The sequence below is a fragment of the Streptomyces sp. DSM 41931 genome (genome assembly GCF_050271085.1).
GTDB lineage: Bacteria > Actinomycetota > Actinomycetes > Streptomycetales > Streptomycetaceae > Streptomyces > Streptomyces albogriseolus.
Genome location: NZ_CP189902.1, coordinates 4,736,564 through 4,759,324 on the forward strand (window position 1 = coordinate 4,736,564; position 22,761 = coordinate 4,759,324).

The following is a 22,761-nucleotide window of genomic DNA, read 5'->3' on the forward strand; positions in this document are numbered from 1 at the left end:
CGCCGTGCTACGGTTGCAGCACAACGGCGCGGGGTGGAGCAGCTCGGTAGCTCGCTGGGCTCATAACCCAGAGGTCGCAGGTTCAAATCCTGTCCCCGCTACTGACGTCGCGACAGCGACACCAAAGGCCCGGATTCCCACAGGAATCCGGGCCTTTGTGGTGGGCGAACGCATGTACCCGGTCTCTCGACGGCCCTGCCGGCGACGGGAGTTGGGCGATCTGTGTTTGACTTGTCTCTCTGTGGGCATGTCGACAAAACGCTGTAGTGACCTCACTGACTGCGGTATACCAGGTGTACCCAGGTTGCAGGTGGTGCGACGATGGATGTTATGGGGGACAAGGCAACTCTGTACGAGTCAGGGCGTTTTGTGCAGTCCTCCCCTCGGGAGGAGCATCCCCATGACACGGGGGAGGCGGCCGACGAGGCGGCGGAGGAGCTGCGTCGGCGGCTCGCCGCCGAGGCCGGCGACGTCGAGGCGATGAGCGTCCTCGGCGCCATGCTGCTGCGCCGTGGTGACCTCGACGGTGCCGAACCCCATCTGCGTGCCGCCACCGCAGCGGGCGACCGCGCCGCCGCCAACAACCTGGGCGTCCTGCTGCACCAGCGGGGCTACCCCGACGAGGCCGCCGGGTGGTGGCGGATCGCCGCCGTCGCCGGTTCCACCGCCGCGGCCCACGCGCTCGGCCGCCACCACCGCGAGCGCGGCGACGAGCCCGCCGCCGAGTACTGGCTGCGCCAGTCCGCCGAGCAGGGCCACACCCTCGGCGCGTACGCCCTCGCCGACCTCCTGGAACACCGGGGGGACGCGGAGGGCGCCGAGCGCTGGATGCGGGCCGCCGCCGAGCGCGGGCACCGCGAGGGCGCCTACCGGCTCGCCCGTGCCCTGGACCGCAAAGCCGCGCGGGCGTCCGGCGACGAGGGCGCGGCGCTGGTCGAGGAGGCCGAGCAGTGGTACCGGCAGGCCGCCGCGCGCGGGCACCGCCGGGCCGCCCTGCACCTGGGCACGATCCTGGAGAAGCGCGGCGAGCTGAAGGAGGCCGGGCGCTGGTACCTGACCTCCGCCAAGGACGGCGAGCCGCGCGCCGCGTGCGCGCTGGGCTTCCTGCTGCGCGACGCCGGGGACACCGAGAACGCCGCCGTGTGGTGGCTGCGCGCCGCCCAGGACGGCGACGGCAACGCCGCCAACGCGCTGGGCGCCCTGCACGCCGAGCGGGGCGAGACGCAGACCGCCGAGCGGTGGTACCGGGCCGCGATGGACGCGGGCGACATCAACGGCGCGTACAACCTCGGTCTGCTCTGCGCCGACCAGGGGCGCACCACCCAGGCCGAGCAGTGGTACCGCCGCGCCGCCTACGCCGGACACCGCGAGGCGGCGAACGCGCTGGCGATCCTGCTGCTGCGGGCGGGCGACGAGACCGGCGCGGAGCCGTGGTTCTCCAAGGCCGCGGAGGCGGGCAGCGTCGACGCCGCGTTCAACCTCGGCATCCTGCACGCCGGCCGGGGCGAGGACCGGGCCGCGCTGGGCTGGTACGAGCGGGCGGCGGCCGCCGGGCACACCGAGGCGGCGCTCCAGGTCGGCATGGCGCGGCTGCGGGACGGCGAGGAGGGCGAGGCCGAGCGGTTCCTGCGGTGCGCGGCGGGCGGCGGCAGCGCGGAGGCCGCGTACCGGCTGGCGACCGTGCTGGACGCCCGCCGGCCGCCGGAGCCCGCCCACGAGCTGGGGGAGCCGGTGCACCGGCGCAGCGAGTGCGAGGAGTGGTACGAGCGTGCGGCCTCCCAGGGGCACCGGCGCGCCCAGGTCCGGGTCGGCATGCTGGCCGCGGCGCGGGGCGATGTCGTCGAGGCGGCCCGGTGGTACCGGGAGGCCGCGGAGGCCGGGTCGCGCAACGGGGCGTTCAACCTGGGGCTGCTGCTGGCGCGGGAGGGGAGCGAGCCGGAGGCGGTGGTGTGGTGGACCCGGGCGGCGGACGCGGGGCACGGGCGTGCGGCGCTGCGGCTGGCTCTGGTGTACGCCCGGCGCGGCGAGCTCGCGGAGGGGCAGCGGTGGGCGGACCGGGCGGCGGAGCTGGGGCCTCCGGCGGTCACCGAGAGGGCGGCGCGGCTGCGGGACGCTCTGCGGGAGGAGCTGTCCGCCTAGCCGCGGGCACTTCGGGGGCTTCGCCCCCGGACCCCCTTCGCGCAGTTCCCCGCGCCCCTGAAGGGGACTGTCCCCGGCCCTCTTCGCGGCGAACCCCGCGCCCTGCGGGAATCGATTTGCTTCTGTCAGGCACCTTGACGTAGCTTTAAGACATCGCCGCGGGGTGGAGCAGCTCGGTAGCTCGCTGGGCTCATAACCCAGAGGTCGCAGGTTCAAATCCTGTCCCCGCTACTGATGGCCGAGGGCCGGAATCCGAAAGGTTTCCGGCCCTCGGTCGTTTTTCCGTCTCCGGACGGCACGCGATCGGCGTCCCGGCATGACGAAGAGCCCCGGGCACTCGGAAGTGGCCGGGGCTTCGTGAGAGCCCTAGGTGACGGTCAGGCCGACGCGCAGTTGGGGCACAGGCCGCGGTACGTCACCTCGACGTCGGACACCGTGAAACCGAACCGCTCCGTGTCGGGCAGGTCGCCCAGCGGGTTGCCCGTCGGGTGGACGTCGCGGATCGCCCCGCACTGCGCGCACACCAGGTGGTGGTGCGGACGGTGTGCGTTCGGGTCGTAGCGCTTGGCCCGCTTGTCCGTCGCGACCTCCAGCACCTCACCGAGCGAGACGAGCTCGCCCAGGGTGTTGTAGACGGTCGCCCGGGAGATCTCGGGCAGCTTGGCGACAGCTCTGGCGTGCACCTCGTCGGCCGTCAGGTGGACGTGTTCGCCGTCGAGGACCTCGGCCACCACACGGCGCTGCGCGGTCATCCGCCAACCGCGTCCGCGAAGTCGTTCCAGAAGGTCACTCATAGGCACCAGCCTAACAGCAGGGGGGAGTCGAACCCCGAACGGGTGTGACTTTGGAGCTCTACTTGACTTAGACAATGTCCATTGTAGGATCGAGCTCGGCTTTAGCCAAGGCACAGGTTGCAGTAATGACGCAGGAGGCGCACGTGACGCAGGGACCGCTTACGACGGAGGCCGGAGCTCCGGTCGCCGACAACCAGAACAGCGAGACCGCGGGCGTCGGCGGCCCGGTCCTCGTCCAGGACCAGCTCCTGCTCGAGAAGCTGGCGCACTTCAACCGTGAGCGCATCCCGGAGCGCGTGGTGCACGCCCGCGGCGCCGGTGCGTACGGCACCTTCAAGGTGACCGCCGACGTCACCCGGTACACCCGGGCCGCGTTCCTGTCCGAGGTGGGCAAGGAGACCGAGGTCTTCCTGCGCTTCTCCACGGTCGCGGGCAACCTGGGCGCCGCCGACGCCGTGCGCGACCCGCGCGGTTTCGCGGTGAAGTTCTACACCGAGGAGGGCAACTACGACCTCGTCGGCAACAACACCCCGGTGTTCTTCATCCGGGACGCCATCAAGTTCCCCGACTTCATCCACACCCAGAAGCGCGACCCGTACACCGGCTCGCAGGAGGCGGACAACGTCTTCGACTTCTGGGGTCTGTCGCCCGAGTCGACCCACCAGGTGACCTGGCTGTTCGGCGACCGCGGCATCCCGGCGTCCTACCGTCACATGGACGGCTTCGGCTCCCACACCTACCAGTGGAACAACGAGGCCGGCGAGGTCTTCTGGGTCAAGTACCACTTCAAGACGGACCAGGGCATCAAGAACCTGACCGCCGAGGAGGCCGAGATCCTCGCGGGCAAGGACCCCGACTCGCACCAGCGCGATCTGCGCGAGGCCATCGAGCGCGGCGAGTACCCGTCCTGGACCGTCTACGTCCAGATCATGCCGGCGGCCGACGCGGCCACCTACCGCTTCAACCCGTTCGACCTGACCAAGGTCTGGCCGCACGCGGACTACCCGCTGGTCGAGTTCGGCAAGCTGGAGCTCAACCGCAACCCGGAGAACATCTTCGCCGAGGTCGAGCAGTCGATCTTCAGCCCCGCCCACTTCGTGCCGGGCATCGGCCCCTCCCCGGACAAGATGCTCCAGGGCCGTCTCTTCGCGTACGGCGACGCCCACCGCTACCGCGTCGGCATCAACGCCGACCACCTGCCGGTGAACCGCCCGCACGCCACCGAGGCGCGCACCCACTCCCGTGACGGCTACCTGTACGACGGCCGCCACAAGGGCGCGAAGAACTATGAGCCGAACAGCTTCGGCGGCCCCTTCCAGACGGACCGCCCGCTGTGGCAGGGCGTCCCGGTCACCGGGGTCACCGGGGAGTCGGTCACGCCCGTGCACGCCGAGGACAACGACTTCGTCCAGGCGGGCAACCTCTACCGGCTGATGTCGGAGGACGAGAAGGAGCGCCTGGTGAAGAACCTGGCGAACGCCATCTCGGGCGTGACGCGCGACGACATCGCCGAGCGCGCGATCAACAACTTCCGTCAGGCCGACGAGGACTTCGGCAAGCGGCTGGAGGCCGCGGTGCAGGCCCTGCGCGGCTGATTCCAGCGCTGGACCGCTTGCCGATCGACGGGCCGGATCCCCTCAACGGGGGGTCCGGCCCGTTCTCGTGCGGTCAGGCGGGCACCTGCGGGGCCCGCTCCCGGGCCGGCGCCCAGCAGCGGATGATGTCGCGCACCGAGACGATGCCCGCGGGCTCGTCCCGGTCGAGGACGATCAGATGCCGGAAGCCCCCGTGGGCCATGGCGGCCGCCGCCTCCTCGACGGTCCAGGAGGGGGTGGCGAAGACGACGTCGGTGGTGGTGTGGGCGTGGGCGCGCTCCGCGTCCGGGTCCTGGCCCAGACCCACGGAGTTGAGGACGTCCCGTTCGGTGAGGATGCCGATCCCGGTGCCGTCGGGGTCGAGGACCACGGCCGCGCCCACCCGGCGCGCGGACATCAGGGCGGCGGCCTGGCGGAGCGTGTGGGCGGGGCCGATGGTGAGGACCAGGGTGCTCATGGCGTCACGGACGAGCATGGATGGAGCCACCTCCTACCGGAAAACGCGAGATCACGGGCCTGGCGGCCCGCTCGTTCGCGTTTTCACAAGTTCACAAGTGGGGGAACTCTCAGAGTGGCAGGCAAAGCGGGGGTCAACAAGAGGGCGCACGCGGCCGTCCGGGGGCGCGCGGCGCGACCGCGGCCGGTTCAGTACCGCTGGTTGAGATACCCCAACAGCTCGTCGTGGAGCAGGCCGTTCGAGGCGGCGGCGTTGCCGCTGTGCGGGCCCGGGCGGCCGTCGAGGCCGGTGAAGGCGCCGCCGGCCTCCGTCACCACGATCGCCGTGGCCGCCATGTCCCACAGCGACAGCTCCGGCTCCGCGCAGATGTCCACCGAGCCCTCGGCGACCATCATGTACGGCCAGAAGTCGCCGTACGCGCGCGTGCGCCACACCTCGCGGGTGAGGTCGAGGAAGCCGTCCAGCCGTCCCTGCTCCTCCCAGCCGGTGAGCGAGGAGTAGGCGAAGGAGGCGTCGGAGATCCGCGAGACGCCGGAGACCTGGAGCCGGGTGGCCGAGGACAGGCTGCGCCCGGCGTAGGCGCCGTGGCCCTTCGCCGCCCACCAGCGGCGGCCCAGGGCGGGCGCGGACACCACGCCCACGACCGGCTCGAAGCCTCCCCCGCCGCCGGCCTCCATCAGCGCGATCAGCGTGGCCCACACGGGCACGCCGCGCACGTAGTTCTTGGTGCCGTCGATCGGGTCGATCACCCAGCGGCGCGGGCCGGTGCCCTCCACGCCGTACTCCTCGCCCAGGACGGCGTCGCGCGGGCGGGCGCGCTGGAGGTGGCCGCGGACGAGCTCCTCGGCCCTCTTGTCCGCCTCGCTCACCGGCGTCATGTCGGGTTTGGTCTCCACCTTGAGGTCGAGGGCCTTGAACCGGTCCATGGTCGCGGCGTCGGCGGCGTCCGCGAGGACATGGGCGAGACGCAGGTCGTCGAGGTAGTCGGGCATGCGACGAACGGTATCGGCCGAGATCGGTTCCGGGCCACCGGGGGCCGTTTCCGCGACCCCTTGACAGTCCCTGGCACCCCGTCAAATCTGAACCGCAGGGTCGGCCGCTCGCCCCGAGGGAGGCGATGATGCCTGCAGCGCGGGAATCACTGCTGGACGCCGCTTACACCGCACTCGCCCGCCGTCCGTGGTCCGCCGTGCGGATGGTGGACGTCGCCGCCGCGGCCGGGGTCTCCCGCCAGACGCTCTACAACGAGTTCGGCAGCAAGGACGGTCTCGCCCGGGCCCTGGTCCGCCGCGAGGCCGACGGCTACCTGGCCGGTGTCGACCGGGCCCTCACCGCGCACGCCGACCCCCGCGACCGCCTCGCCGCCACCGCCGAGTGGACCACGCTGAGCGCCCGCGAGAACGCCCTGGTGCGGGCCATGCTCACCGGCTGCTGGAGCGAACGCCTGCCCGCGCCCGGCCTCGCGGCCGCGCCGTCCGGCTCCCCGGTGCCCGCGCAGCGCCGCGCCGACGGGCCGTTGCCCTCGCCGTCCGACTTCGTGCACCTGGTCCGGGACAGGGCCGTCGCCGCGCTCGCCGGGCCGGGGCATCCGCGGGGCGACACCGCCGATCTCGCCCGGTCCTGCGAGCTGGTGATCAGACTCGCGCTGTCCTGCGTCGTCGCGCCTCCGCCCGACGACGGCGTGGCCGAGCTGGTCCGGGGCGCGCTGCACCGCCAGCCGGTGACGTAGAGCAAGCCCTCACACGAGGAAGCCCTGTCCCCTGGGGGGGAGCGGCTCAGTGCGCCGAGCCCGAGAGCTGCAGCCCGATCACCCCGACGATCACCAGGGTGATCGAGACGATCTTCAGGGTGGACACCAGGTCCCCGAGGAACACCATTCCGTAGATGGCCGTCCCCGCCGCCCCGATGCCCGTCCACACCGCGTACGCCGGTCCCACGTCGAGCTTCCTCAGCGCCAGGGTGAGCAGTCCGAAGCTGCCCAGGGCGAACGCGCAGAAGGCGACGGTCGGCCACAGCCGGGTGAACCCGTGCGACAGCTTCAGACACACGGCGAAACCGGTCTCGAGCAACCCGGCGACGATGACCAGCAGCCACGCCATGTGTGTCCTCCCGCATTCCCCGCCTACAGTGACCGCTTCGCCTGGTTCGTGTCCGGCTCGGTGCGATTATGCACTTACCGTCCGTACCACGGGGCAAACACGAGGCGGGTCAGTCCCCGTCGGTGCGCTCCCGCGAGGCGAGCAGGCGCCGCAGCGAGTACAGCCGCGCCGGGTCCGCGTGGCCCTCCGCCACCCAGTCGTCCAGCGCGCAGTCCGGCTCGTCGTGACTGCACGCGCGCGGACACCCCTCCGTGCCGGGCTCCAGGTCGGGGAAGGCGTGGATGACCCGCGACGGATCGACGTGCGCCAGCCCGAACGACCGCACGCCCGGCGTGTCGATCACCCAGCCCTCGGCGCCCGCGAGCGGCAGCGCCAGCGCGGACGTCGTGGTGTGCCGCCCCCGCCCGGTCACCGCGTTGACGTGACCGGTGGTGCGGCGCCGCTCCAGGGGCACGAGCGCGTTGACGAGGGTGGTCTTGCCGACCCCGGAGTGGCCCACGAACGCCGTGATCCGGCCGTCGAGCTGCTCGCGCACCCGCTCCACCGCCTCGCCGCTCTCCAGCTCCGCGCGGCTGGTGACGACGTACGGGATGTCCAGGTCGCCGTACAGCTCCAGCAGCTTGTCGGGCGGGGCGAGGTCGGACTTGGTGAGCACCAGCAGCGGCTCAAGACCGCCGTCGTAGGCGGCGACCAGGCAGCGGTCGATCAAGCGCGGCCGGGGCTCGGGGTCGGCGAGGGCGGTGACCACGGCGAGCTGGTCGGCGTTGGCGACGACCACCCGCTCGTAGGGATCGTCGTCGTCGGCGGTGCGGCGCAGCACCGACGAGCGCTCCGTGATCCGCACGATCCGGGCGAGGGTGTCCTTCGTGCCGGACAGATCGCCGACGAGGGCCACCCGGTCGCCCACCACGGCGGCCTTGCGGCCCAGCTCGCGGGCCTTCATCGCGGTCACCACGCGGTCCTCGACGAGGCAGGTCAGCCGGCCCCGGTCGACCGTGAGGACCATGCCCTCGGCGGCGTCCTCGTGCTTGGGCCTGATGTGGGTGCGCGGCCGGTTGCCCCTGCGGTTGGGGCGGGAGCGGATGTCGTCCTCGTCGGTGTGCTTGCCGTAGCGGCGCATCGTGAACCCCTATGCCCCGAGCATCCCGGTCCACAGCTCGGGGAAGTCCGGCAGGGTCTTCGCCGTGGTCGCCACGTTCTCGATCTGCACGCCCTCGACCGCCAGGCCGATGATCGCACCGGCGGTGGCCATGCGGTGGTCCTCGTAGGTGTGGAAGACCCCGCCGTGCAGCCGGCGCGGACGGATGTGCAGACCGTCGGCCGTCTCGGTGACGTCGCCGCCCAGCTCGTTGATCTCCTTGGTGAGCGCGGCCAGCCGGTCCGTCTCGTGCAGCCGCAGATGGGCCACGCCCCGCAGGGTCGACGGGGAGTCCGCGAGGGCCGCGACGGCCGCGATGCCCGGCGTCAGCTCGCCCACCTCGCCGAGGTCCACGTCGATGCCGTGCACCGCGCCGGAGCCGGTGAAGACCAGCCCGTACTCGGTCAGCTCGCAGGAGCCGCCCATCTCGGTGAAGATCTCCCGCAGCCGGTCGCCGGGCTGGGTGGTCCGCGCGGGCCAGTCGGGGATCACCACCTTGCCGCCGGTGACCAGCGCGGCCGCGAGGAACGGCTGCGCGTTGGACAGGTCCGGCTCGATCGTCAGGTCCCGGCCGAGCAGCGCGCCCGGGGTGACCCGCCACACGTTCGGCTCGCCGCCCGACTCGGGGGTGTCGACCTGGGCTCCGACCGCGCGGAGCATGTCGACCGTCATCCGGATGTGCGGCATCGACGGCAGCGTCGCGCCGGTGTGCCGCACCTCCACCCCCTGGTTGAAGCGCGGCGCCGACAGCAGCAGGGCGCTGACGAACTGCGACGACGAGGACGCGTCCACCTCGACCGTGCCGCCGTCCAGGGCGCCCCCGCCGTGCACCGTCATCGGCAGCGCGCCCCGGTCGTCGTCGTCGATCCGGGCGCCGAGCCGGCGCAGCGCGTCGATGACGCCGTGCAGGGGACGCTCGTAGGACCGCGGGTCGCCGTCGAAGCGCACCGGGCCGTCCGCCAGGGTCGCCACCGGCGGCAGGAAGCGCATCACCGTGCCCGCGTTGCCCACGTCCACGGTGGCCGGGCCGCGCAGACCGGCCGGCACCACACGCCAGGCCTCGCCCGTCCCGTCGGGACCGACCCCCTCCTCGATCTCCACGCCCAGGGCCCGCAGCCCGCCCGCCATCAGCAGAGTGTCGCGCGAGCGCAGCGGGCGGCGCAGCCAGCCCGGCTCGGAGGCGAGGGCGGCGAGGACGAGGGCGCGGTTGGTGACCGACTTCGACCCGGGCACGTGGACCGTCGCGTCGACGGCTCCGCTCGCGTGCGGGGCGGGCCAGAGGGCGGTGTGCGTGGGATTCGGGGCCATGGGGCCACTTTATAAGGAGGTGAGGCGCCCGGCCGTTCCGTGCCCGCCAGGCGGAACACAGTCCGTCACATGCCGTGACCCGGCCGCCCGGGTCCCGCCGCCCGCCGGGTCACAGACCCAGCAGCCAGCGCCCGCCGCCCAGCAGCGAGCACACCGACACCGCGTGGAACAGGAACAGCCACAGCCCCGCCGGCACATGCGTCAGCCGGGACAGCTGGTCCGCGTCCGAGTCCCCGGCGCCCCCGCGGGACCGCTTCGCCTGGAGCTCGAACGCCGGGCGCACCCCGCCCAGCAGCAGGAACCACACCACGGCGTACGCGAACGCCGCCTGCACCTGGGGTCCCGCCAGCCACGACACCAGCACGAACGTGCTCCCGGTGACCAGCACCGACACCGCCCCGTAGGCGTTGCGGATCATCACCAGCACCGCCAGCAGCAGCGCCGTGGCCAGCCACAGCAGCAGGGTGATGCGCCCCGCGCCGAGCAGCGCGGCCCCGCCCAGGCCCAGCAGCGGGGGAGCGGTGTAGCCGGCGGCGGCCGTGAGGATCATGCCGATGCCGGTCGGCTTGCCCCGGCTGACGGTCAGGCCGCTGGTGTCCGAGTGCAGGCGTATCCCCGTCAGCGTGCGGCCGGTGAGCAGCGCCACCAGGCCGTGCCCGCCCTCGTGCGCGATCGTGACGGCGTTCCGCGCGATCCGCCAGGGCGCCTGCGGCACGACCACGGCGAGGGCCGCCACCAGGGTCGCGACGACCACCCACAGGTCCGGGTCGGGCTGGGTGCCCGAGACCTCGTCCCACAGGGACGCGAGGGACGCGGACGCGGTGCTGACCATGCTCGTCATGTGTTTCGGATCGCTCCCTGTGCGCGTGCGGAGTCTGGCAGTGTTGCACGTATGTGCGGACGGTATGCAGCGAGTCGCAGGCCCGAGGATCTCGCCGGGATCTTCGAGATCGAGAAGTGGGAGCCCGAGGAGACCCTCGAGGCCGACTACAACGTGGCGCCGACCAAGGAGGTCTACGCCGTCCTCGACCGTCCTGTGAAGGACGCGGACGACCCCCGACCGGTTCGGCAGCTGCGCACGCTGAAGTGGGGACTGGTGCCCTCCTGGTCCAAGACCCCCGAGGGCGGCGCCCGGATGATCAACGCCCGCGCGGAGACCGTCCACGAGAAGCCGTCGTACCGCCGTGCCTTCGCCTCCCGCCGCTGCATCCTCCCCGCCGACGGCTACTACGAGTGGGTCACCGGCAAGCAGGAGCGCGACCTGGAGGTCGAGGGCAAGAAGAAGCGGCCCCGCAAGCAGCCCTACTTCGTGACGCCGGCCGACGGCTCGGTCTTCGCGATGGCCGGACTGTACGAGTTCTGGCGCGACCGCACGCTGCCCGACGACCACCCGCGGGCGTGGTGGGTGACCTGCTCCGTGATCACCACCGAGGCGGAGGCGAGCCCGCTGGCCGTGGCCCCGGCGGAGGGACCGCACTCCCTCGCCGAGATCCACCCGCGGATGCCGCTGATGCTCACCCCGGACCGCTGGGACGCCTGGCTCGACCCGTCCCGCACCGACCCCGAGGACCTGCGCGGGCTGCTCGCCCCGCCGCCGCCCGGCCTGATGCGCGCCTACCCGGTCACCACCGCCGTCAGCAACGTCCGCAACAACGGACCGGAGCTGCTGAAGGAGCTGGCCGCCCCGGAAGAGGGCACACTCTTCTGACGTGACCACCGAGACGATCACCACGGACGCGGGCGACGCCCGCGTCACCTGGCACCGCGCCGGCACGCCACGCCTCGTCCTGGCCGCGAGTCACGGCGCGGGCGGCGGCATCGAGGCCCGTGACCTCGCCGCGCTCGCCGCCGTCCTCCCCGCGCACGGCGTGACCGTCGCCCTCGTCGAGCAGCCCTGGCGGGTGGCCGGCAAAAAGGTCGCCCCGGCGCCGAAGACCCTGGACACCGGCTGGCGCGGCGTCTGGCCCGCGCTGACCGCGCCGGGCCTGCCGGTGATCTCCGGCGGACGCAGCGCCGGCGCCCGCGTCGCCTGCCGCACCGCCCCCGAGCTGGGCGCGCACGCCGTGCTCGCGCTGAGCTTCCCGCTCCATCCCCCGGGCAGGCCGGAGAAGTCGCGCGCGGAGGAACTGCTGGGCGCGGGCGTCCCCACCCTCGTCGTCCAGGGCGGCAACGACCCCTTCGGGAAACCCGCCGAGTTCCCGAAGGGTGACCACGAACTGGTCGAGGTGCCGCAGGCGGACCACGGCTTCGCCGTGCCCAGGCGGGCGGACCTCACGCAGGAGGAGGCCCTCCAGGTGATCACGGACGCGGTCGTGCGGTGGACGGCCGCCCTGGGCTGACGCGCGGGAATGCGAGCGCGGCCCCCGCTGTTGTGGGGTGCGTACGTGCCGGTCGAACGGCACCGCCGCCGTAGGAGAGGAAGTCCACCGCATGGGTTCCACGTTCTGCCCGAGCCGCAGTGCCCGCGCCGACCTCGACTGGACGGTGCTGCACGCGGCCAAGACCGCCCCGATTCGGGCGGCGGGCGGACCGGATCGTCGTCTATCCTCCGATTCGGGTGAGGCCGGTCCCGGTCTCGTCGCGACGACACTTGAGGAGGTGGGTCCGGTTCCCGGTACCGACGCAGGGACCGAACACGGCCAGGCGGAGCAGCCCGAGGGCCAGGGCGGCACGGGCGCGGAGTCGACGGCGGAGCGCAGCGCGCGCTTCGAACGGGACGCGCTCGAGTTCCTCGACCAGATGTACTCGGCCGCGCTGCGCATGACGCGCAACCCGGCCGACGCCGAGGACCTGGTGCAGGAGACCTACGCCAAGGCGTACGGATCCTTCCACCAGTTCCGCGAGGGCACCAACCTCAAGGCGTGGCTGTACCGGATCCTCACCAACACCTTCATCAACTCGTACCGCAAGAAGCAGCGCGAACCCCAGCGCTCCGCGGCCGAGGAGATCGAGGACTGGCAGCTGGCGCGCGCCGAGTCGCACATGTCCACGGGTCTGCGCTCCGCCGAGTCGCAGGCGCTGGACCACCTGCCGGACTCGGACGTCAAGGAAGCCCTTCAGGCGATCCCGGAGGAGTTCCGCATCGCGGTCTACCTCGCCGATGTCGAGGGCTTTGCCTACAAGGAGATCGCCGACATCATGGGGACACCCATCGGTACGGTGATGTCCCGGCTTCACCGGGGACGTCGCCAGCTGCGCGGCATGCTCGAGGACTACGCGCGCGAGCGCGGACTGGTCCCGGCCGGTGCCGGAGAGTCGAACGAAGCGAAAGGCTCGGGGTCATGAGCTGCGGAGAGCCGCACGAGACGGATTGCAGCGAAATCCTCGATCATCTCTACGAGTTCCTCGACCGTGAGATGCCGGATTCCGACTGCCGGAAGTTCGAGCACCACTTCGAGGAGTGCTCGCCCTGCCTGGAGAAGTACGGACTGGAGCAGGCGGTCAAGAAGCTCGTCAAGCGCTGTTGCGGACAGGACGACGTGCCGGGCGACCTGCGGTCGAAGGTCATGGGCCGGATCGACCTGATCCGCTCCGGGCAGAACGTGCCCGAACAGGACGTCACGGCCGCCCCGCAGGAGTCCTGACACCTCCCCTCCCCAGAGGTCGCGTCACCCGATTGTGCTAATCCGCGGGCGGTCCGCCCGCGGCGGCGCCTCCCCCCGTCCTAGGCTCCAGAAGCCGGAGGGCGCCGGAAGACGCGCGCGGCACGGTCGGGGGAGGGGCTCATGGAGGCGTTACCGGCGCGGGCCCGGGTGTATCTCGTCGGCGTCACCCTGCTCGGGCTGTGCTGTCTGCTCCCCATGCCGGGCGTCCCCCGGCCGGGGGTGCTGTCGTCCCTGCCGGACCCGCGCGTCCCCTGGTGGCCGGTCGTCCTGCTCGCCGTCCTGTACGCGGGATGCGAGCGCCTCGCCCGGTCCCGCCTCGTCGCCGGCCCGCACCCCGGCGGCACCTTCCACCCCGTGCTGCTGGCCGCGGCCTTCCTGCTGCCGCCCACCGCCGCCGCCCTCGTCGCGCTGCCCGGGGCGCTGCTGCTCCCCGTCGAGCACGGCCCCCGTCTCGCCCGCCGGCTGTGGCGCACCGGCCGGCTCGTCGTCGCCGTGTGGGCCGCGAGCCTGGTCCATCTGAAGACCGGCGGCCGGGACGCGGTGGCGCGCTGCGACATGCCCGGCGCCCTCGCCACCGCGGGCGCCGCGGTGCTCGCGTTCTGCCTCGTCCTCACCCTTCTCGACGGCGGCGTCCTGGCGCCCGCCCCCGGCGGGCTGCCGCGCAGCCGTCCCGCGGCCGCCTGGTGGCGGCTGTTCCTCGGCTCCCTGGCGCCCCTCACCGTGCACGGCCTCGCCGGACTGATGATGGCCCTGCTGTGGCGCAGCCCCTACGGGCCGGTGGCGGCGCTGCTGGTACTGCTGCCGATGGGCGTCTCGTGGTGGGCGTTCGCCCAGTACCACCGGGAACGCGCCGCCCACCAGGCCACGATCCGCGCGCTGGTGCAGGCCGTCGACATCAAGGACGGCTACACGCGCGGCCACAGCGAGCGCGTCGGCCGCGCCTCCACGCTGATCGCGCGCGAACTCGGCATGGACGACGAGCGGGTCGAGATGCTGCGGTTCGCGGGGATCCTGCACGACGTCGGCAAGCTCGGCGTGCCCACCCGGCTGCTCACCAAGAACGGCCCGCTCACCCCCGAGGAGCGGCGGGTGATCGAACTGCACCCCGAGTACGGGCACGAGATGGTGCGCGGCATCTCCTTCCTCGGCGAGGCCCGCGCGGCCGTGCTGCACCACCACGAGCGGCTCGACGGCACCGGCTACCCCTACGGGCTGGCGGGCGGTCAGATCCCGGAGTCCGCGCGGTTGGTCGCGGTCGCCGACGCCTTCGACGCGATGACCTCCACCCGCAGCTACAGCAGGGCGCGCCCGGTGCCCGTGGCGCTGGAGGAGCTCCAGCGCTGCGCGGGCACGCACTTCGACCCGCGGATGGTGAAGGCGCTCGTCCGCGCGATCGGCCGCACCGGCTGGCACCCCGCGGTGACCGCGGACGAGCCACGGCAGGCGGCCGTCCCCGGTCCCACCGCACCCGTCACCGGCCGCCCCGGGGCGCGCCGGTGAGGCCCCGCGCGCGCACCGTCCCGCTGCACACCGTCGTGCACCTGTGCGCCGTCGTCCTCGCGGCCGGGTCGCTGGGCACGACGTTGTACCACGGCGTCGAGGACCGCTCCACCGCCCTGGCCTTCGGGACGCTCGTCGCGGTCGGCGAGCTCACCCGGCGGGGCGGCCGGGGGATCCGGGAGCCCGCGCCGCTCGCCGCGGCCGGCTCGCTGGCGTACGCCCTGCTCGGCGAGGTCGCGGGGCGGCCCGCCGAGCACGGCGCCGCCCAGGTCGTCACCGTGGTGCTCGCCGCGTCGCTGCTCGGCAGCGTCCCGCACGTCGGTCGCGGCGACGGGCCCGCCCTGGACCCGGTGACCCGCCGGGTGCTGACCGTCGGCTTCGTCGCCGTGTGCTTCCACCCGCTGCACGCCCGGGGCGCGTTCGAGGCCCTCAGCGGGCCGGGACACGCGCTGCTGCTGCTCGTCCTGCTGACCCTGACCGCGCTGTGCGACGCCGTGCTCGCCGCCGCGCTGGCCCACTCCCGCACCGGCTGGCCCTTCCCGCCGCTGCTGCGCGACGAACTGCGGGCCGTGCCCGGCATCGGGGCCGCCGTTGTCGCCACCGGCGCGGTGATGGCGCTGGGCGCGGCGGTCGTGGGGCTGTGGGCGCTGCCCGTGTTCTCCGTGCCGCTGCTGCTCGCGCAGCTGTCCCACCGGAGGTACACGGCGGTGCGCGCCACCTACCGGCAGACCATCGCGTCCCTGGCGCGGGCCACCGAGATCGCCGGGTACACCCCGCACGGGCACTCGCGCCGGGTGGCCGCGCTCAGCCAGGCGGTGGGCCGGGACCTCGGGCTGACCGAGCCGGAGCTGACCGTGCTGGAGTACGCGGCGCTGATGCACGACATCGGGCAGCTCAGCCTCGTCGACCCGGTGCCCGAGGGCGCCACCGCCGGGCTGCCGCCCGCCGAGCAGCGGCGGATCGCGCTGCTGGGCGGCGCGGTGGTGCGGCAGACCGGGGTGGACACCCGGGTCGCCGTGATCGTCGAACGCCAGGCGGACCCGCACGCCGAGCAGCCGCTCGCCGCACGTATCGTCCGGGTGGTGAACGCGTACGACGAGAAGTGCAGGGAAGGAGGGCCCGGGGGGCCGCTGACCGCGCTGGAGGAACTGCGGCTGGGGGCCGCCGGGGAGTACGCGCCGGAGGTCGTCGAGGCCCTGGCCAGGGTTCTGTCCCGGGACACGGAGAGGACGCGTGAACAGGTGGACCGGTCGTGGTGAGAGGGCGGACCGGGCGGTCTGGTTCCCGGCCGTGCTGGGTAACCCATGGGTAATGAGCGCCCTCGCGGCCGTACGTGGTTGGATGCGAAGGAGAGGGTGTCCGGGGGCGCCGATCGCTGCGGCCGGCCCACCGAACGGAACTGGCAGGCGGGAATCGTGAGGATCTTCGGCAAGGGACGTCACCGGCCCTCCGCCTCCTGGCGGCAGGCCACGGACCGCGCGTTCACGCTCATCGGCGACGGCCGGTACGAGGACGCGGGCGCGCTGCTGACACGGGCCGCCGATCTGGAGCCCTGGCTGTCGGAGTCCTGGTTCAACCTCGCGCTGCTGCACAAGTTCCGGCACGACTGGGAGCAGGCGCGCGCGGCCGGGCTGCGCGCCGTCGCCCTGCTCGACCGCGACACCGGGGCGCCGGACTGGTGGAACGTGGGCATCGCCGCCACCGCCCTCCAGGACTGGCCGCTGGCCCGCCGCGCCTGGCAGGCGTACGGGCTCAAGGTGCCAGGACCCGCGACCGACTCGGGCGAGCCCCTCGGCATGGACCTGGGCAGCGCGGCCGTACGGCTGTCCCCGGAGGGGGAGGCCGAAGTGGTCTGGGGGCGGCGGCTCGACCCCGCCCGCATCGAGGTGCTGTCCATCCCCCTGCCGTCCTCCGGGCGCCGCTGGGGCGAGGTCGTCCTGCACGACGGGGTGCCGCACGGCGAGCGGAGCACCGCCGCCGGGCACACCTACCCGGTGTTCGACGAGATCGAGTTGTGGGCGCCCTCGCCGGTGCCGACCTGGGTGGTGCTGTTGGAGGCCGCGTCCGAGGCCGACCGGGACGCGCTGGAACAGCTCGCCTCCGACGCCGGGTTCGCGGCCGAGGACTGGTCGTCGTCGGTGCGGCTGCTGTGCCGGATGTGCTCGGAGTCGCGGATGCCGTCCGACGAGGGGGACGGGGAGCATCTCGATCCTCACGATCACAGCGAGCCGGGGCATCCCGGGCCGCTGGGGCACCGTACGGACGGGCAGCTGTGGGTGCCGGAGCGGGAGTGCGGCATCGCCGCGCCCGCGGCGCTGGTGCGGGGGTTGCTGGACGGGTGGGTCGCGGACAGCCCGGATTCCCGGGACTGGCGGGACCTCGAAGAGGTCTGCTAGCACCGTGGCCGGGTGCGGGGTCGTGGGGGCTGAGCGCGCAGTTCCCCGCGCCCCTTCCAGGGGCGTTGCACTTACCCTTGTGACACCACCTCCGGTCATCTCAGGAAGGCACACGTCGGTCATGGCTCAGCAGGACACCGATCAGCAGCACGCGGGCGTGCTCCCCGTCGACGACGAGGGCTACGTCATCGACACGGAGGACTGCGAGAAGCGCGAGGCGGCCTGGCGGGAGCGCGGCACCTCGCGCCCGATCACCGTGGTCGGCAACCCGGTGCTGCACAAGGAGTGCAAGGACGTCACGGACTTCGGCGAGGAGTTCCAGCAGCTGGTCGCCGACATGTTCGCCAGCCAGCGCACCGCCGAGGGCGTGGGCCTGGCCGCCAACCAGATCGGCGTCGACCTGAAGGTCTTCGTCTACGACTGCCCGGACGACGAGGGCGTGCGCCACGTCGGCGTGGTCTGCAACCCCGAGCTGGTCGAACTGCCCGCCGAGCGGCGCCGGCTGGACGACAGCAGCGAGGGCTGCCTGTCGGTGCCCACCGCCTACGCGCCGCTGGCCCGGCCCGACTACGCCGAGGTGACCGGTCAGGACGAGAAGGGCAACCCGATCCGGGTACGCGGAACGGGCTACTTCGCGCGCTGCCTCCAGCACGAGACGGACCACCTGTACGGCTACCTCTACATCGACCGGCTGTCGAAGCGGGAGCGCAAGGCGGCCCTCAAGCAGATGGCCGAGAACGAGCCGCGCTACCCCGTGGTCGCCAACGACTGACCGCCGTCACGGCTCACTTCACCCCTCGCACACGGCGCCCGATCCGGCACATCCCGGACGGGCGCCGTTCGGCTGTGCGCATCCCAAGGTAGTGAAAGAAGCAAATCCGTTCCCAGAACGGTCGCTTGTGGTGCTGAATGGAGGTGCGGGGATACGCACGGCGTGCGCCCGGCTCGGGGGACGGGGCGCTCAACTGGCGGCTGAGAGGGGATTGTTCGTGCATGCTTTGTCACACGGCACCACATCGGCACCGACCACCATCGCAGTTCCACCGGCGCTGTCTCTTCCGGTGATCGAGGCGGCGTTTCCCCGGCAACTCCACCCGTATTGGCCGAAGCTCCAGAGGGAGACCCGGGCATGGCTGCTCGAAAAGCGGCTCATGACGCCGGAGAAGGTGGAGTCATATGCCGACGGCCTGTGCTACACGGACCTCATGGCGGGCTACTACATAGGCGCGCCCGACGAGGTCCTCCAGGCGATAGCGGACTACAGTGCCTGGTTCTTCGTCTGGGACGACCGTCACGACCGCGACATCGTGCACGGCCGCCCCGACGCCTGGCGGCGGCTGAAGGACCTGCTGCACAGCGCCCTCGACCGCCCCGGTGACCACCTGGGTCACCAGGACCCCGTGGTCGCGGGCCTCGCCGACAGCGTGCGGCGGCTCTACGCCTTCCTTCCGGACACCTGGAACGCCCGGTTCGCGCGCCACTTCCACACCGTGATCGAGGCGTACGACCGGGAGTTCCACAACCGCACCGAGGGTATCGTCCCGACCGTCGAGGAATACCTCGAACTGCGCCGCCTCACCTTCGCGCACTGGATCTGGACCGACCTTCTGGAACCGAGCGCCGGACATGAACTCCCGGACGCGGTGCGGAAGAACCCGTCCTATCGGAAACCCGCGCTGCTCAGCCAGGAATTCGCCGCCTGGTACAACGACCTCTGCTCGCTGCCCAAGGAAATCGCCGGAAACGAGGTGCACAATCTCGGCATCAGTCTCGTCACCCACGAGGGAATGACCCTCGAAGAGGCGATCGCCGACGTACGGCGCCGCGTGGAGGAATGCATCAGCGAATTCCTGGACGCGGAACAGGAGGCATTACGGTTCGCCGACCGGCTCGACGACGGGACGGTGGGCGGAAAGGAGACGAGCGCCGCCGTGCGCGCCTGCGTCGGCAACATGCGGAACTGGTTCAGTTCCGTCTACTGGTTCCACCACGAGTCCGGCCGGTACCGGGTCGACAGCTGGGACGACCGGTCCACACCCCCGTACGTCAACAACGCAGCGGAAGGTGAGAAATGACCGTCGAGTCCGTACACCCGGGGGACACCACCGCGACCGCCGAACCGCCCGTGGCCGGCGGCACCGTCCCGCTCCTCGGCCACGGCTGGCGGCTGGCGCGCGACCCGCTGGCCTTCCTGTCCCAGTTGCGCGACCACGGCGACGTGGTCCGTCTGAAGCTCGGACCCAAGACCGTGTACGCCGTCACCACCCCCGCCCTCACCGGCGCCGTGGCGCTCAGCCCGGACTACATCATCGCCGGGCCCCTGTGGGAGTCGCTGGAGAGCCTGCTCGGCAAGGAGGGCGTGGCCACCGCCAACGGACCGCTGCACCGGCGTCAGCGGCGGACCATCCAGCCCGCGTTCCGGCTCGACGCGATCCCCGCCTACGGCCCGATCATGGCCGAGGAGGCCTACGCGCTGGTGGAGCGCTGGCGCACCGGCGGGCCGCTGGACATCACGGCGGAGTCCTTCCGGTCGGCGGTGCGCGTCACCGCCCGCTGCCTGATGCGCGGCAGCTACATGGACGACCGCGCCGACCGCATATGCGCCGATCTGGCCACCCTGTTCAGCGGGATGTACCAGCGCATGGTGGTGCCGCTCGGACCGCTCTACAAGGTGCCCCTCCCGGCCAATCGGGAATTCAACCGGGCGCTGGCCGATTTGCATGTCCTGGTCGACGAGATCATCGCCGACCGACGGGCAAGCGGTCAAAAACCGGACGATTTGCTGACGGCTTTGCTGGACGCGAAGGACGACAATGGCGACCCCATCGGGGAACAGGAGATCCACGATCAGGTCATCGCCATCCTGACCCCCGGCGCCGAAACCGTCGGATCCACGCTCATGTCGCTGCTCCTGGTTCTCACCGAGCACCCGGTACTCGGCGACAAGATCCGCGACGAGGTGAAATCGGTCGTCGGTGACCGCCGGGTGGCATTCGAGGACGTACGGAAGCTGACGTACACCGCGAATGTCGTCACGGAGACCCTGCGGCTGTATCCGGCCGTATGGATATTGACCCGCCGTGCGGTCGCCGACACGGAACTCGGCGGTTACCGCATTCCGAAGGGCGCGGACCTCATCTACAGCCCGTACGCGGTCCAGCGCGACCGGCGGTCGTACGAGCGGAACGAGGACTTCGACCCGGACCGCTGGCTCCCGGAGCGGTCCAAGGACGTGCCCAAGTACGCGATGAGCCCGTTCAGCGTGGGCAACCGCAAGTGCCCCAGCGACCACTTCTCCATGGCGGAGCTCACGCTCATCACCGCCGTGGTCGCCCACGCGTACCGCTTCGAGCACGCGTCGGACTCCGACCCCCGGCCCCGCATCGGCATCACCCTGCGGCCCCGTCGGCTGATGCTGCGGGCGCTGCCCCGCTGACGTCCCGCCGTCCGGCGCGCGGTCAGGCGGCCTCCGGGCCCCTGAACGCGCGCCGGTAGGACTGCGGGGTGGTCCCCACCGCGCGCACGAAGTGGTGGCGCAGCGCGGCCGCGTTGCCGAAGCCGGTACGGCCCGCGATCGCGTCCACCGTCTCGTCCGTCCGCTCCAGCAGATGCTGGGCCAGCAGCACCCGCTGGCGCAGGATCCAGCGGTAGGGCGTGGTGCCGGTCTCCTGCTGGAAGCGGCGGGCGAAGGTGCGCGGCGACATGTGGGCGCGGGCGGCGAGCTGCTCGACGGTGACCTCCTCGTCGAGGTGCTGCTCCATCCACACCAGCACCCCGGCGACCGAGTCGCCCCCGGGCTCCGGCAGCGGACGCTCGATGTACTGGGCCTGTCCGCCGTCGCGGTGCGGCGGCACCACCATCCGCCGGGCGATCCGGTTGGCCACCTCCGGGCCCTGCTCCTTGCGCACCAGGTGCAGACAGGCGTCGATGCCCGCGGCGGTGCCCGCCGAGGTGATCACCGGGTCCTCGTCGACGTAGAGCACGTCGGGCTCGACCGTCAGCTGCGGATAGCGGCGGCTCAGTTCCTCCGCGTGCTTCCAGTGCACCGCGGCGCGCCGCCCCTCCAGCAGCCCCGCGGCGGCCAGCACGAACACCCCCGAGCACACGCTCAGCACCCGCGCGCCCCGGTCCACCGCCCGGCGCAGCGCGTCCAGCATGTCGGGCGGGAACTCCCGGGAGGCGTAGGAGGCGCCGGCGGGCACGGCGATCAGGTCGGCCGTCTCCAGCCGCTCCAGACCGTGCTCGGTCCCCAGGGTGAAACCGGCGCCCACGCGCACCGAGGCCCCCTCCGCCGAGGCGACGGCGAAGTCGTACACCGGCAGCCCGTCGTCGCTGCGGTCGATGCCGAAGACCTCGCAGACCACGCCGAGTTCGAAGGGATTCACGCCGTCGAGGAGGACGGCCGCCACATTCCGGAGCATGGCTCCAGTGTGCCGCACCGTTGGCAGTAAATCGAGGGTGCACGACAGTCCTGCCACTCCCGGTCAGGAGTGTCCGGCGCGACAGTGGTGTACATGAACACGACGCAGACAGAAGCACTGATCTCGATGGTGGCCGTCCTCGGCCTGTTCGTCCTCATGGTCGCGCCCGCCGTGATCGGCATCCTGCGCGACCGCCGCCTCGACCGGCAGATCCGGCGGGCCGCGGCGGCCCCCGTCACCGGGCCGTCCGGCCAGCCGGCCGCGTCCGGCCCGGCGCGCGGGACCGCCCCGCGCCGCCCCGCACGGGCGGCGTGAGACGGCCCCGGCGCCCGGGCGTCAGAAGTCCTCGTCCAGGTCGACCGTGCCCTCCACGGCGACCTGGTACGCGGACGGACGGCGCTCGAAGAAGTTGGTCAGCTCCTGCACACCCTGCAGCTCCATGAAGGAGAACGGGTTCTCCGAGCCGTACACCGGCGCGAAGCCCAGCCGCACCAGCCGCTGGTCGGCGACGCACTCCAGGTACTGCCGCATCGACGCGGTGTTCATCCCCGGCAGCCCGTCGCCGCACAGGTCACGGGCGAACTGCAGCTCCGCCTCGACGGCCTCGCGCAGCATGTCGGTGACCTGGCGTCCGAGCTCCTCGTCGAACAGCTCGGGCTCCTCCTTGCGCACGGTGTCCACCACGTCGAACGCGAACGACATGTGCATCGTCTCGTCGCGGAACACCCAGTTGGTGCCGGTCGCCAGGCCGTGCAGCAGGCCCCGGCTGCGGAACCAGTAGACGTAGGCGAACGCGCCGTAGAAGAACAGCCCCTCGATGCAGGCCGCGAAGCAGATCAGGTTGAGCAGGAAACGGCGCCGGTCCGCCCGGGACTCCAGCCGGTCGATCTTCTCCACCGAGTCCATCCACCGGAAGCAGAACTCGGCCTTCTCCCGGATGGACGGGATGTTCTCCACGGCCGCGAAGGCCGCCGCCCGGTCGTCCGGATCGGGCAGATAGGTGTCCAGCAGGGTCAGGTAGAACTGGACGTGCACGGCCTCCTCGAACAGCTGCCGCGACAGGTACAGCCGCGCCTCGGGCGAGTTGATGTGCTTGTACAGCGTCAGCACCAGGTTGTTCGCCACGATCGAGTCGCCGGTGGCGAAGAACGCCACGAGGCGGCCGATCAGATGCTGCTCCTCGGGCGTCAGCTTCGCCAGGTCGGCGACGTCCGAGTGCAGGTCCACCTCCTCGACGTGCCAGGTGTTCTTGATCGCGTCCCGGTACCGCTCGTAGAAATCCGGGTAGCGCATGGGGCGCAGGGTCAGC

General features: G+C 72.2%; 23 protein-coding genes and 2 tRNA genes. 16 read left to right on the plus strand and 9 right to left on the minus strand.

The window, feature by feature from the left end:
• The first annotated feature begins 27 nt into the window (after nt 1-27).
• From ACP7TJ_RS22075 to ACP7TJ_RS22085, 3 genes are all read left to right on the plus strand, one after another.
• A tRNA-Met gene (locus ACP7TJ_RS22075) sits at nt 28-101 on the plus strand.
• Nucleotides 102-321: 220 nt separating this feature from the next.
• Nucleotides 322-2,139, plus strand: a complete 1,818-nt coding sequence (locus ACP7TJ_RS22080) for a tetratricopeptide repeat protein (protein WP_176710810.1) — start codon at nt 322-324, stop codon at nt 2,137-2,139.
• A gap of 157 nt (nt 2,140-2,296) precedes the next feature.
• Nucleotides 2,297-2,370: transfer RNA gene (locus ACP7TJ_RS22085), tRNA-Met, on the plus strand.
• Between the two features lie 146 nt (nt 2,371-2,516).
• On the opposite strand, the gene ACP7TJ_RS22090 is transcribed toward ACP7TJ_RS22085, so the two are convergent.
• A complete protein-coding gene (locus ACP7TJ_RS22090; protein ID WP_093766956.1) occupies nt 2,517-2,933 on the minus strand; it encodes a Fur family transcriptional regulator in 417 nt (138 codons plus the stop codon).
• A gap of 143 nt (nt 2,934-3,076) precedes the next feature.
• Here ACP7TJ_RS22090 and ACP7TJ_RS22095 point away from each other — a divergent pair, with 143 nt between their 5' ends.
• Nucleotides 3,077-4,528, plus strand: a complete 1,452-nt coding sequence (locus ACP7TJ_RS22095) for a catalase (RefSeq protein ID WP_218061066.1) — start codon at nt 3,077-3,079, stop codon at nt 4,526-4,528.
• Between the two features lie 73 nt (nt 4,529-4,601).
• On the opposite strand, the gene ACP7TJ_RS22100 is transcribed toward ACP7TJ_RS22095, so the two are convergent.
• Together ACP7TJ_RS22100 and hisN are read right to left on the minus strand one after the other, a co-directional pair.
• Nucleotides 4,602-5,003: a CBS domain-containing protein gene (locus ACP7TJ_RS22100; RefSeq protein WP_093766958.1), complete on the minus strand. Its 402-nt coding sequence runs from the start codon at nt 5,001-5,003 to the stop codon at nt 4,602-4,604.
• 170 nt (nt 5,004-5,173) lie between these two features.
• Nucleotides 5,174-5,977 carry a histidinol-phosphatase gene (gene hisN, locus ACP7TJ_RS22105; RefSeq protein ID WP_093766959.1) on the minus strand — a complete coding sequence of 268 codons (804 nt, stop codon included), beginning with the start codon at nt 5,975-5,977 and terminating at the stop codon, nt 5,174-5,176.
• A gap of 125 nt (nt 5,978-6,102) precedes the next feature.
• On the opposite strand from hisN, the gene ACP7TJ_RS22110 reads away from it, so the two are divergent.
• Nucleotides 6,103-6,714, plus strand: coding sequence for a TetR/AcrR family transcriptional regulator (locus ACP7TJ_RS22110; protein WP_401407122.1), 612 nt, complete (start codon nt 6,103-6,105; stop codon nt 6,712-6,714).
• A gap of 46 nt (nt 6,715-6,760) precedes the next feature.
• Here the strand turns inward: ACP7TJ_RS22110 and ACP7TJ_RS22115 are convergent, their stop codons facing one another.
• From ACP7TJ_RS22115 to ACP7TJ_RS22130, 4 genes are all read right to left on the minus strand, one after another.
• Nucleotides 6,761-7,084 (minus strand): DMT family transporter, encoded by a 324-nt coding sequence (locus ACP7TJ_RS22115; RefSeq protein WP_006134729.1) that lies wholly within the window; start codon nt 7,082-7,084, stop codon nt 6,761-6,763.
• 109 nt (nt 7,085-7,193) lie between these two features.
• Entirely contained in the window at nt 7,194-8,204 is a 1,011-nt protein-coding gene (gene rsgA / locus ACP7TJ_RS22120; RefSeq protein ID WP_167744590.1) for a ribosome small subunit-dependent GTPase A, read from the minus strand.
• A 9-nt stretch (nt 8,205-8,213) separates the two neighbouring features.
• Nucleotides 8,214-9,530, minus strand: a complete 1,317-nt coding sequence (aroA, locus tag ACP7TJ_RS22125) for a 3-phosphoshikimate 1-carboxyvinyltransferase (RefSeq protein ID WP_093766962.1) — start codon at nt 9,528-9,530, stop codon at nt 8,214-8,216.
• Between the two features lie 109 nt (nt 9,531-9,639).
• Nucleotides 9,640-10,362, minus strand: a complete 723-nt coding sequence (locus tag ACP7TJ_RS22130; protein WP_093767047.1) for a M50 family metallopeptidase — start codon at nt 10,360-10,362, stop codon at nt 9,640-9,642.
• 60 nt (nt 10,363-10,422) lie between these two features.
• Here ACP7TJ_RS22130 and ACP7TJ_RS22135 point away from each other — a divergent pair, with 60 nt between their 5' ends.
• The 10 genes from ACP7TJ_RS22135 to ACP7TJ_RS22180 all read left to right on the plus strand — a co-directional run bounded on the left by ACP7TJ_RS22135 (nt 10,423) and on the right by ACP7TJ_RS22180 (nt 20,467).
• Nucleotides 10,423-11,238, plus strand: coding sequence for an SOS response-associated peptidase (locus ACP7TJ_RS22135; RefSeq protein ID WP_093766963.1), 816 nt, complete (start codon nt 10,423-10,425; stop codon nt 11,236-11,238).
• A gap of 1 nt (nt 11,239) precedes the next feature.
• Nucleotides 11,240-11,869: an alpha/beta hydrolase family protein gene (locus tag ACP7TJ_RS22140; RefSeq protein ID WP_093766964.1), complete on the plus strand. Its 630-nt coding sequence runs from the start codon at nt 11,240-11,242 to the stop codon at nt 11,867-11,869.
• Nucleotides 11,870-12,128: 259 nt separating this feature from the next.
• The gene (gene sigR / locus ACP7TJ_RS22145) at nt 12,129-12,815 is read left to right on the plus strand and encodes an RNA polymerase sigma factor SigR (protein WP_167744696.1); all 687 of its coding nucleotides are present in this window, start codon (nt 12,129-12,131) and stop codon (nt 12,813-12,815) included.
• A complete protein-coding gene (rsrA, locus tag ACP7TJ_RS22150) occupies nt 12,812-13,114 on the plus strand; it encodes a mycothiol system anti-sigma-R factor (RefSeq protein WP_093766966.1) in 303 nt (100 codons plus the stop codon). Before sigR ends, rsrA begins: the two co-directional genes overlap by 4 nt.
• 141 nt (nt 13,115-13,255) lie before the next feature.
• A complete protein-coding gene (locus ACP7TJ_RS22155; protein ID WP_427764827.1) occupies nt 13,256-14,635 on the plus strand; it encodes an HD domain-containing phosphohydrolase in 1,380 nt (459 codons plus the stop codon).
• Entirely contained in the window at nt 14,632-15,894 is a 1,263-nt protein-coding gene (locus ACP7TJ_RS22160; RefSeq protein WP_189912056.1) for an HD-GYP domain-containing protein, read from the plus strand. Before ACP7TJ_RS22155 ends, ACP7TJ_RS22160 begins: the two co-directional genes overlap by 4 nt.
• Before the next feature lie 156 nt (nt 15,895-16,050).
• Nucleotides 16,051-17,031, plus strand: coding sequence for a tetratricopeptide repeat protein (locus ACP7TJ_RS22165; RefSeq protein WP_048455762.1), 981 nt, complete (start codon nt 16,051-16,053; stop codon nt 17,029-17,031).
• A gap of 121 nt (nt 17,032-17,152) precedes the next feature.
• On the plus strand, nt 17,153-17,803 hold the full coding sequence (gene def / locus ACP7TJ_RS22170) for a peptide deformylase (protein WP_093766968.1): 651 nt from the start codon (nt 17,153-17,155) through the stop codon (nt 17,801-17,803).
• A 217-nt stretch (nt 17,804-18,020) separates the two neighbouring features.
• Nucleotides 18,021-19,106, plus strand: coding sequence for an epi-isozizaene synthase (cyc1, locus tag ACP7TJ_RS22175; RefSeq protein WP_266400630.1), 1,086 nt, complete (start codon nt 18,021-18,023; stop codon nt 19,104-19,106).
• Nucleotides 19,103-20,467 carry a cytochrome P450 gene (locus tag ACP7TJ_RS22180; protein WP_380865554.1) on the plus strand — a complete coding sequence of 455 codons (1,365 nt, stop codon included), beginning with the start codon at nt 19,103-19,105 and terminating at the stop codon, nt 20,465-20,467. Before cyc1 ends, ACP7TJ_RS22180 begins: the two co-directional genes overlap by 4 nt.
• A 22-nt stretch (nt 20,468-20,489) precedes the next feature.
• On the opposite strand, the gene ACP7TJ_RS22185 is transcribed toward ACP7TJ_RS22180, so the two are convergent.
• Nucleotides 20,490-21,452: a GlxA family transcriptional regulator gene (locus ACP7TJ_RS22185; protein ID WP_266400635.1), complete on the minus strand. Its 963-nt coding sequence runs from the start codon at nt 21,450-21,452 to the stop codon at nt 20,490-20,492.
• 93 nt (nt 21,453-21,545) lie between these two features.
• Between ACP7TJ_RS22185 and ACP7TJ_RS22190 the strand changes: the two genes are divergently transcribed.
• The gene (locus ACP7TJ_RS22190; protein ID WP_401627111.1) at nt 21,546-21,767 is read left to right on the plus strand and encodes a hypothetical protein; all 222 of its coding nucleotides are present in this window, start codon (nt 21,546-21,548) and stop codon (nt 21,765-21,767) included.
• Between the two features lie 21 nt (nt 21,768-21,788).
• Here the strand turns inward: ACP7TJ_RS22190 and ACP7TJ_RS22195 are convergent, their stop codons facing one another.
• Complete coding sequence (locus ACP7TJ_RS22195) at nt 21,789-22,745, minus strand: ribonucleotide-diphosphate reductase subunit beta (RefSeq protein WP_203588083.1); 957 nt, start codon at nt 22,743-22,745, stop codon at nt 21,789-21,791.
• Nucleotides 22,746-22,761: the final 16 nt, after the last annotated feature.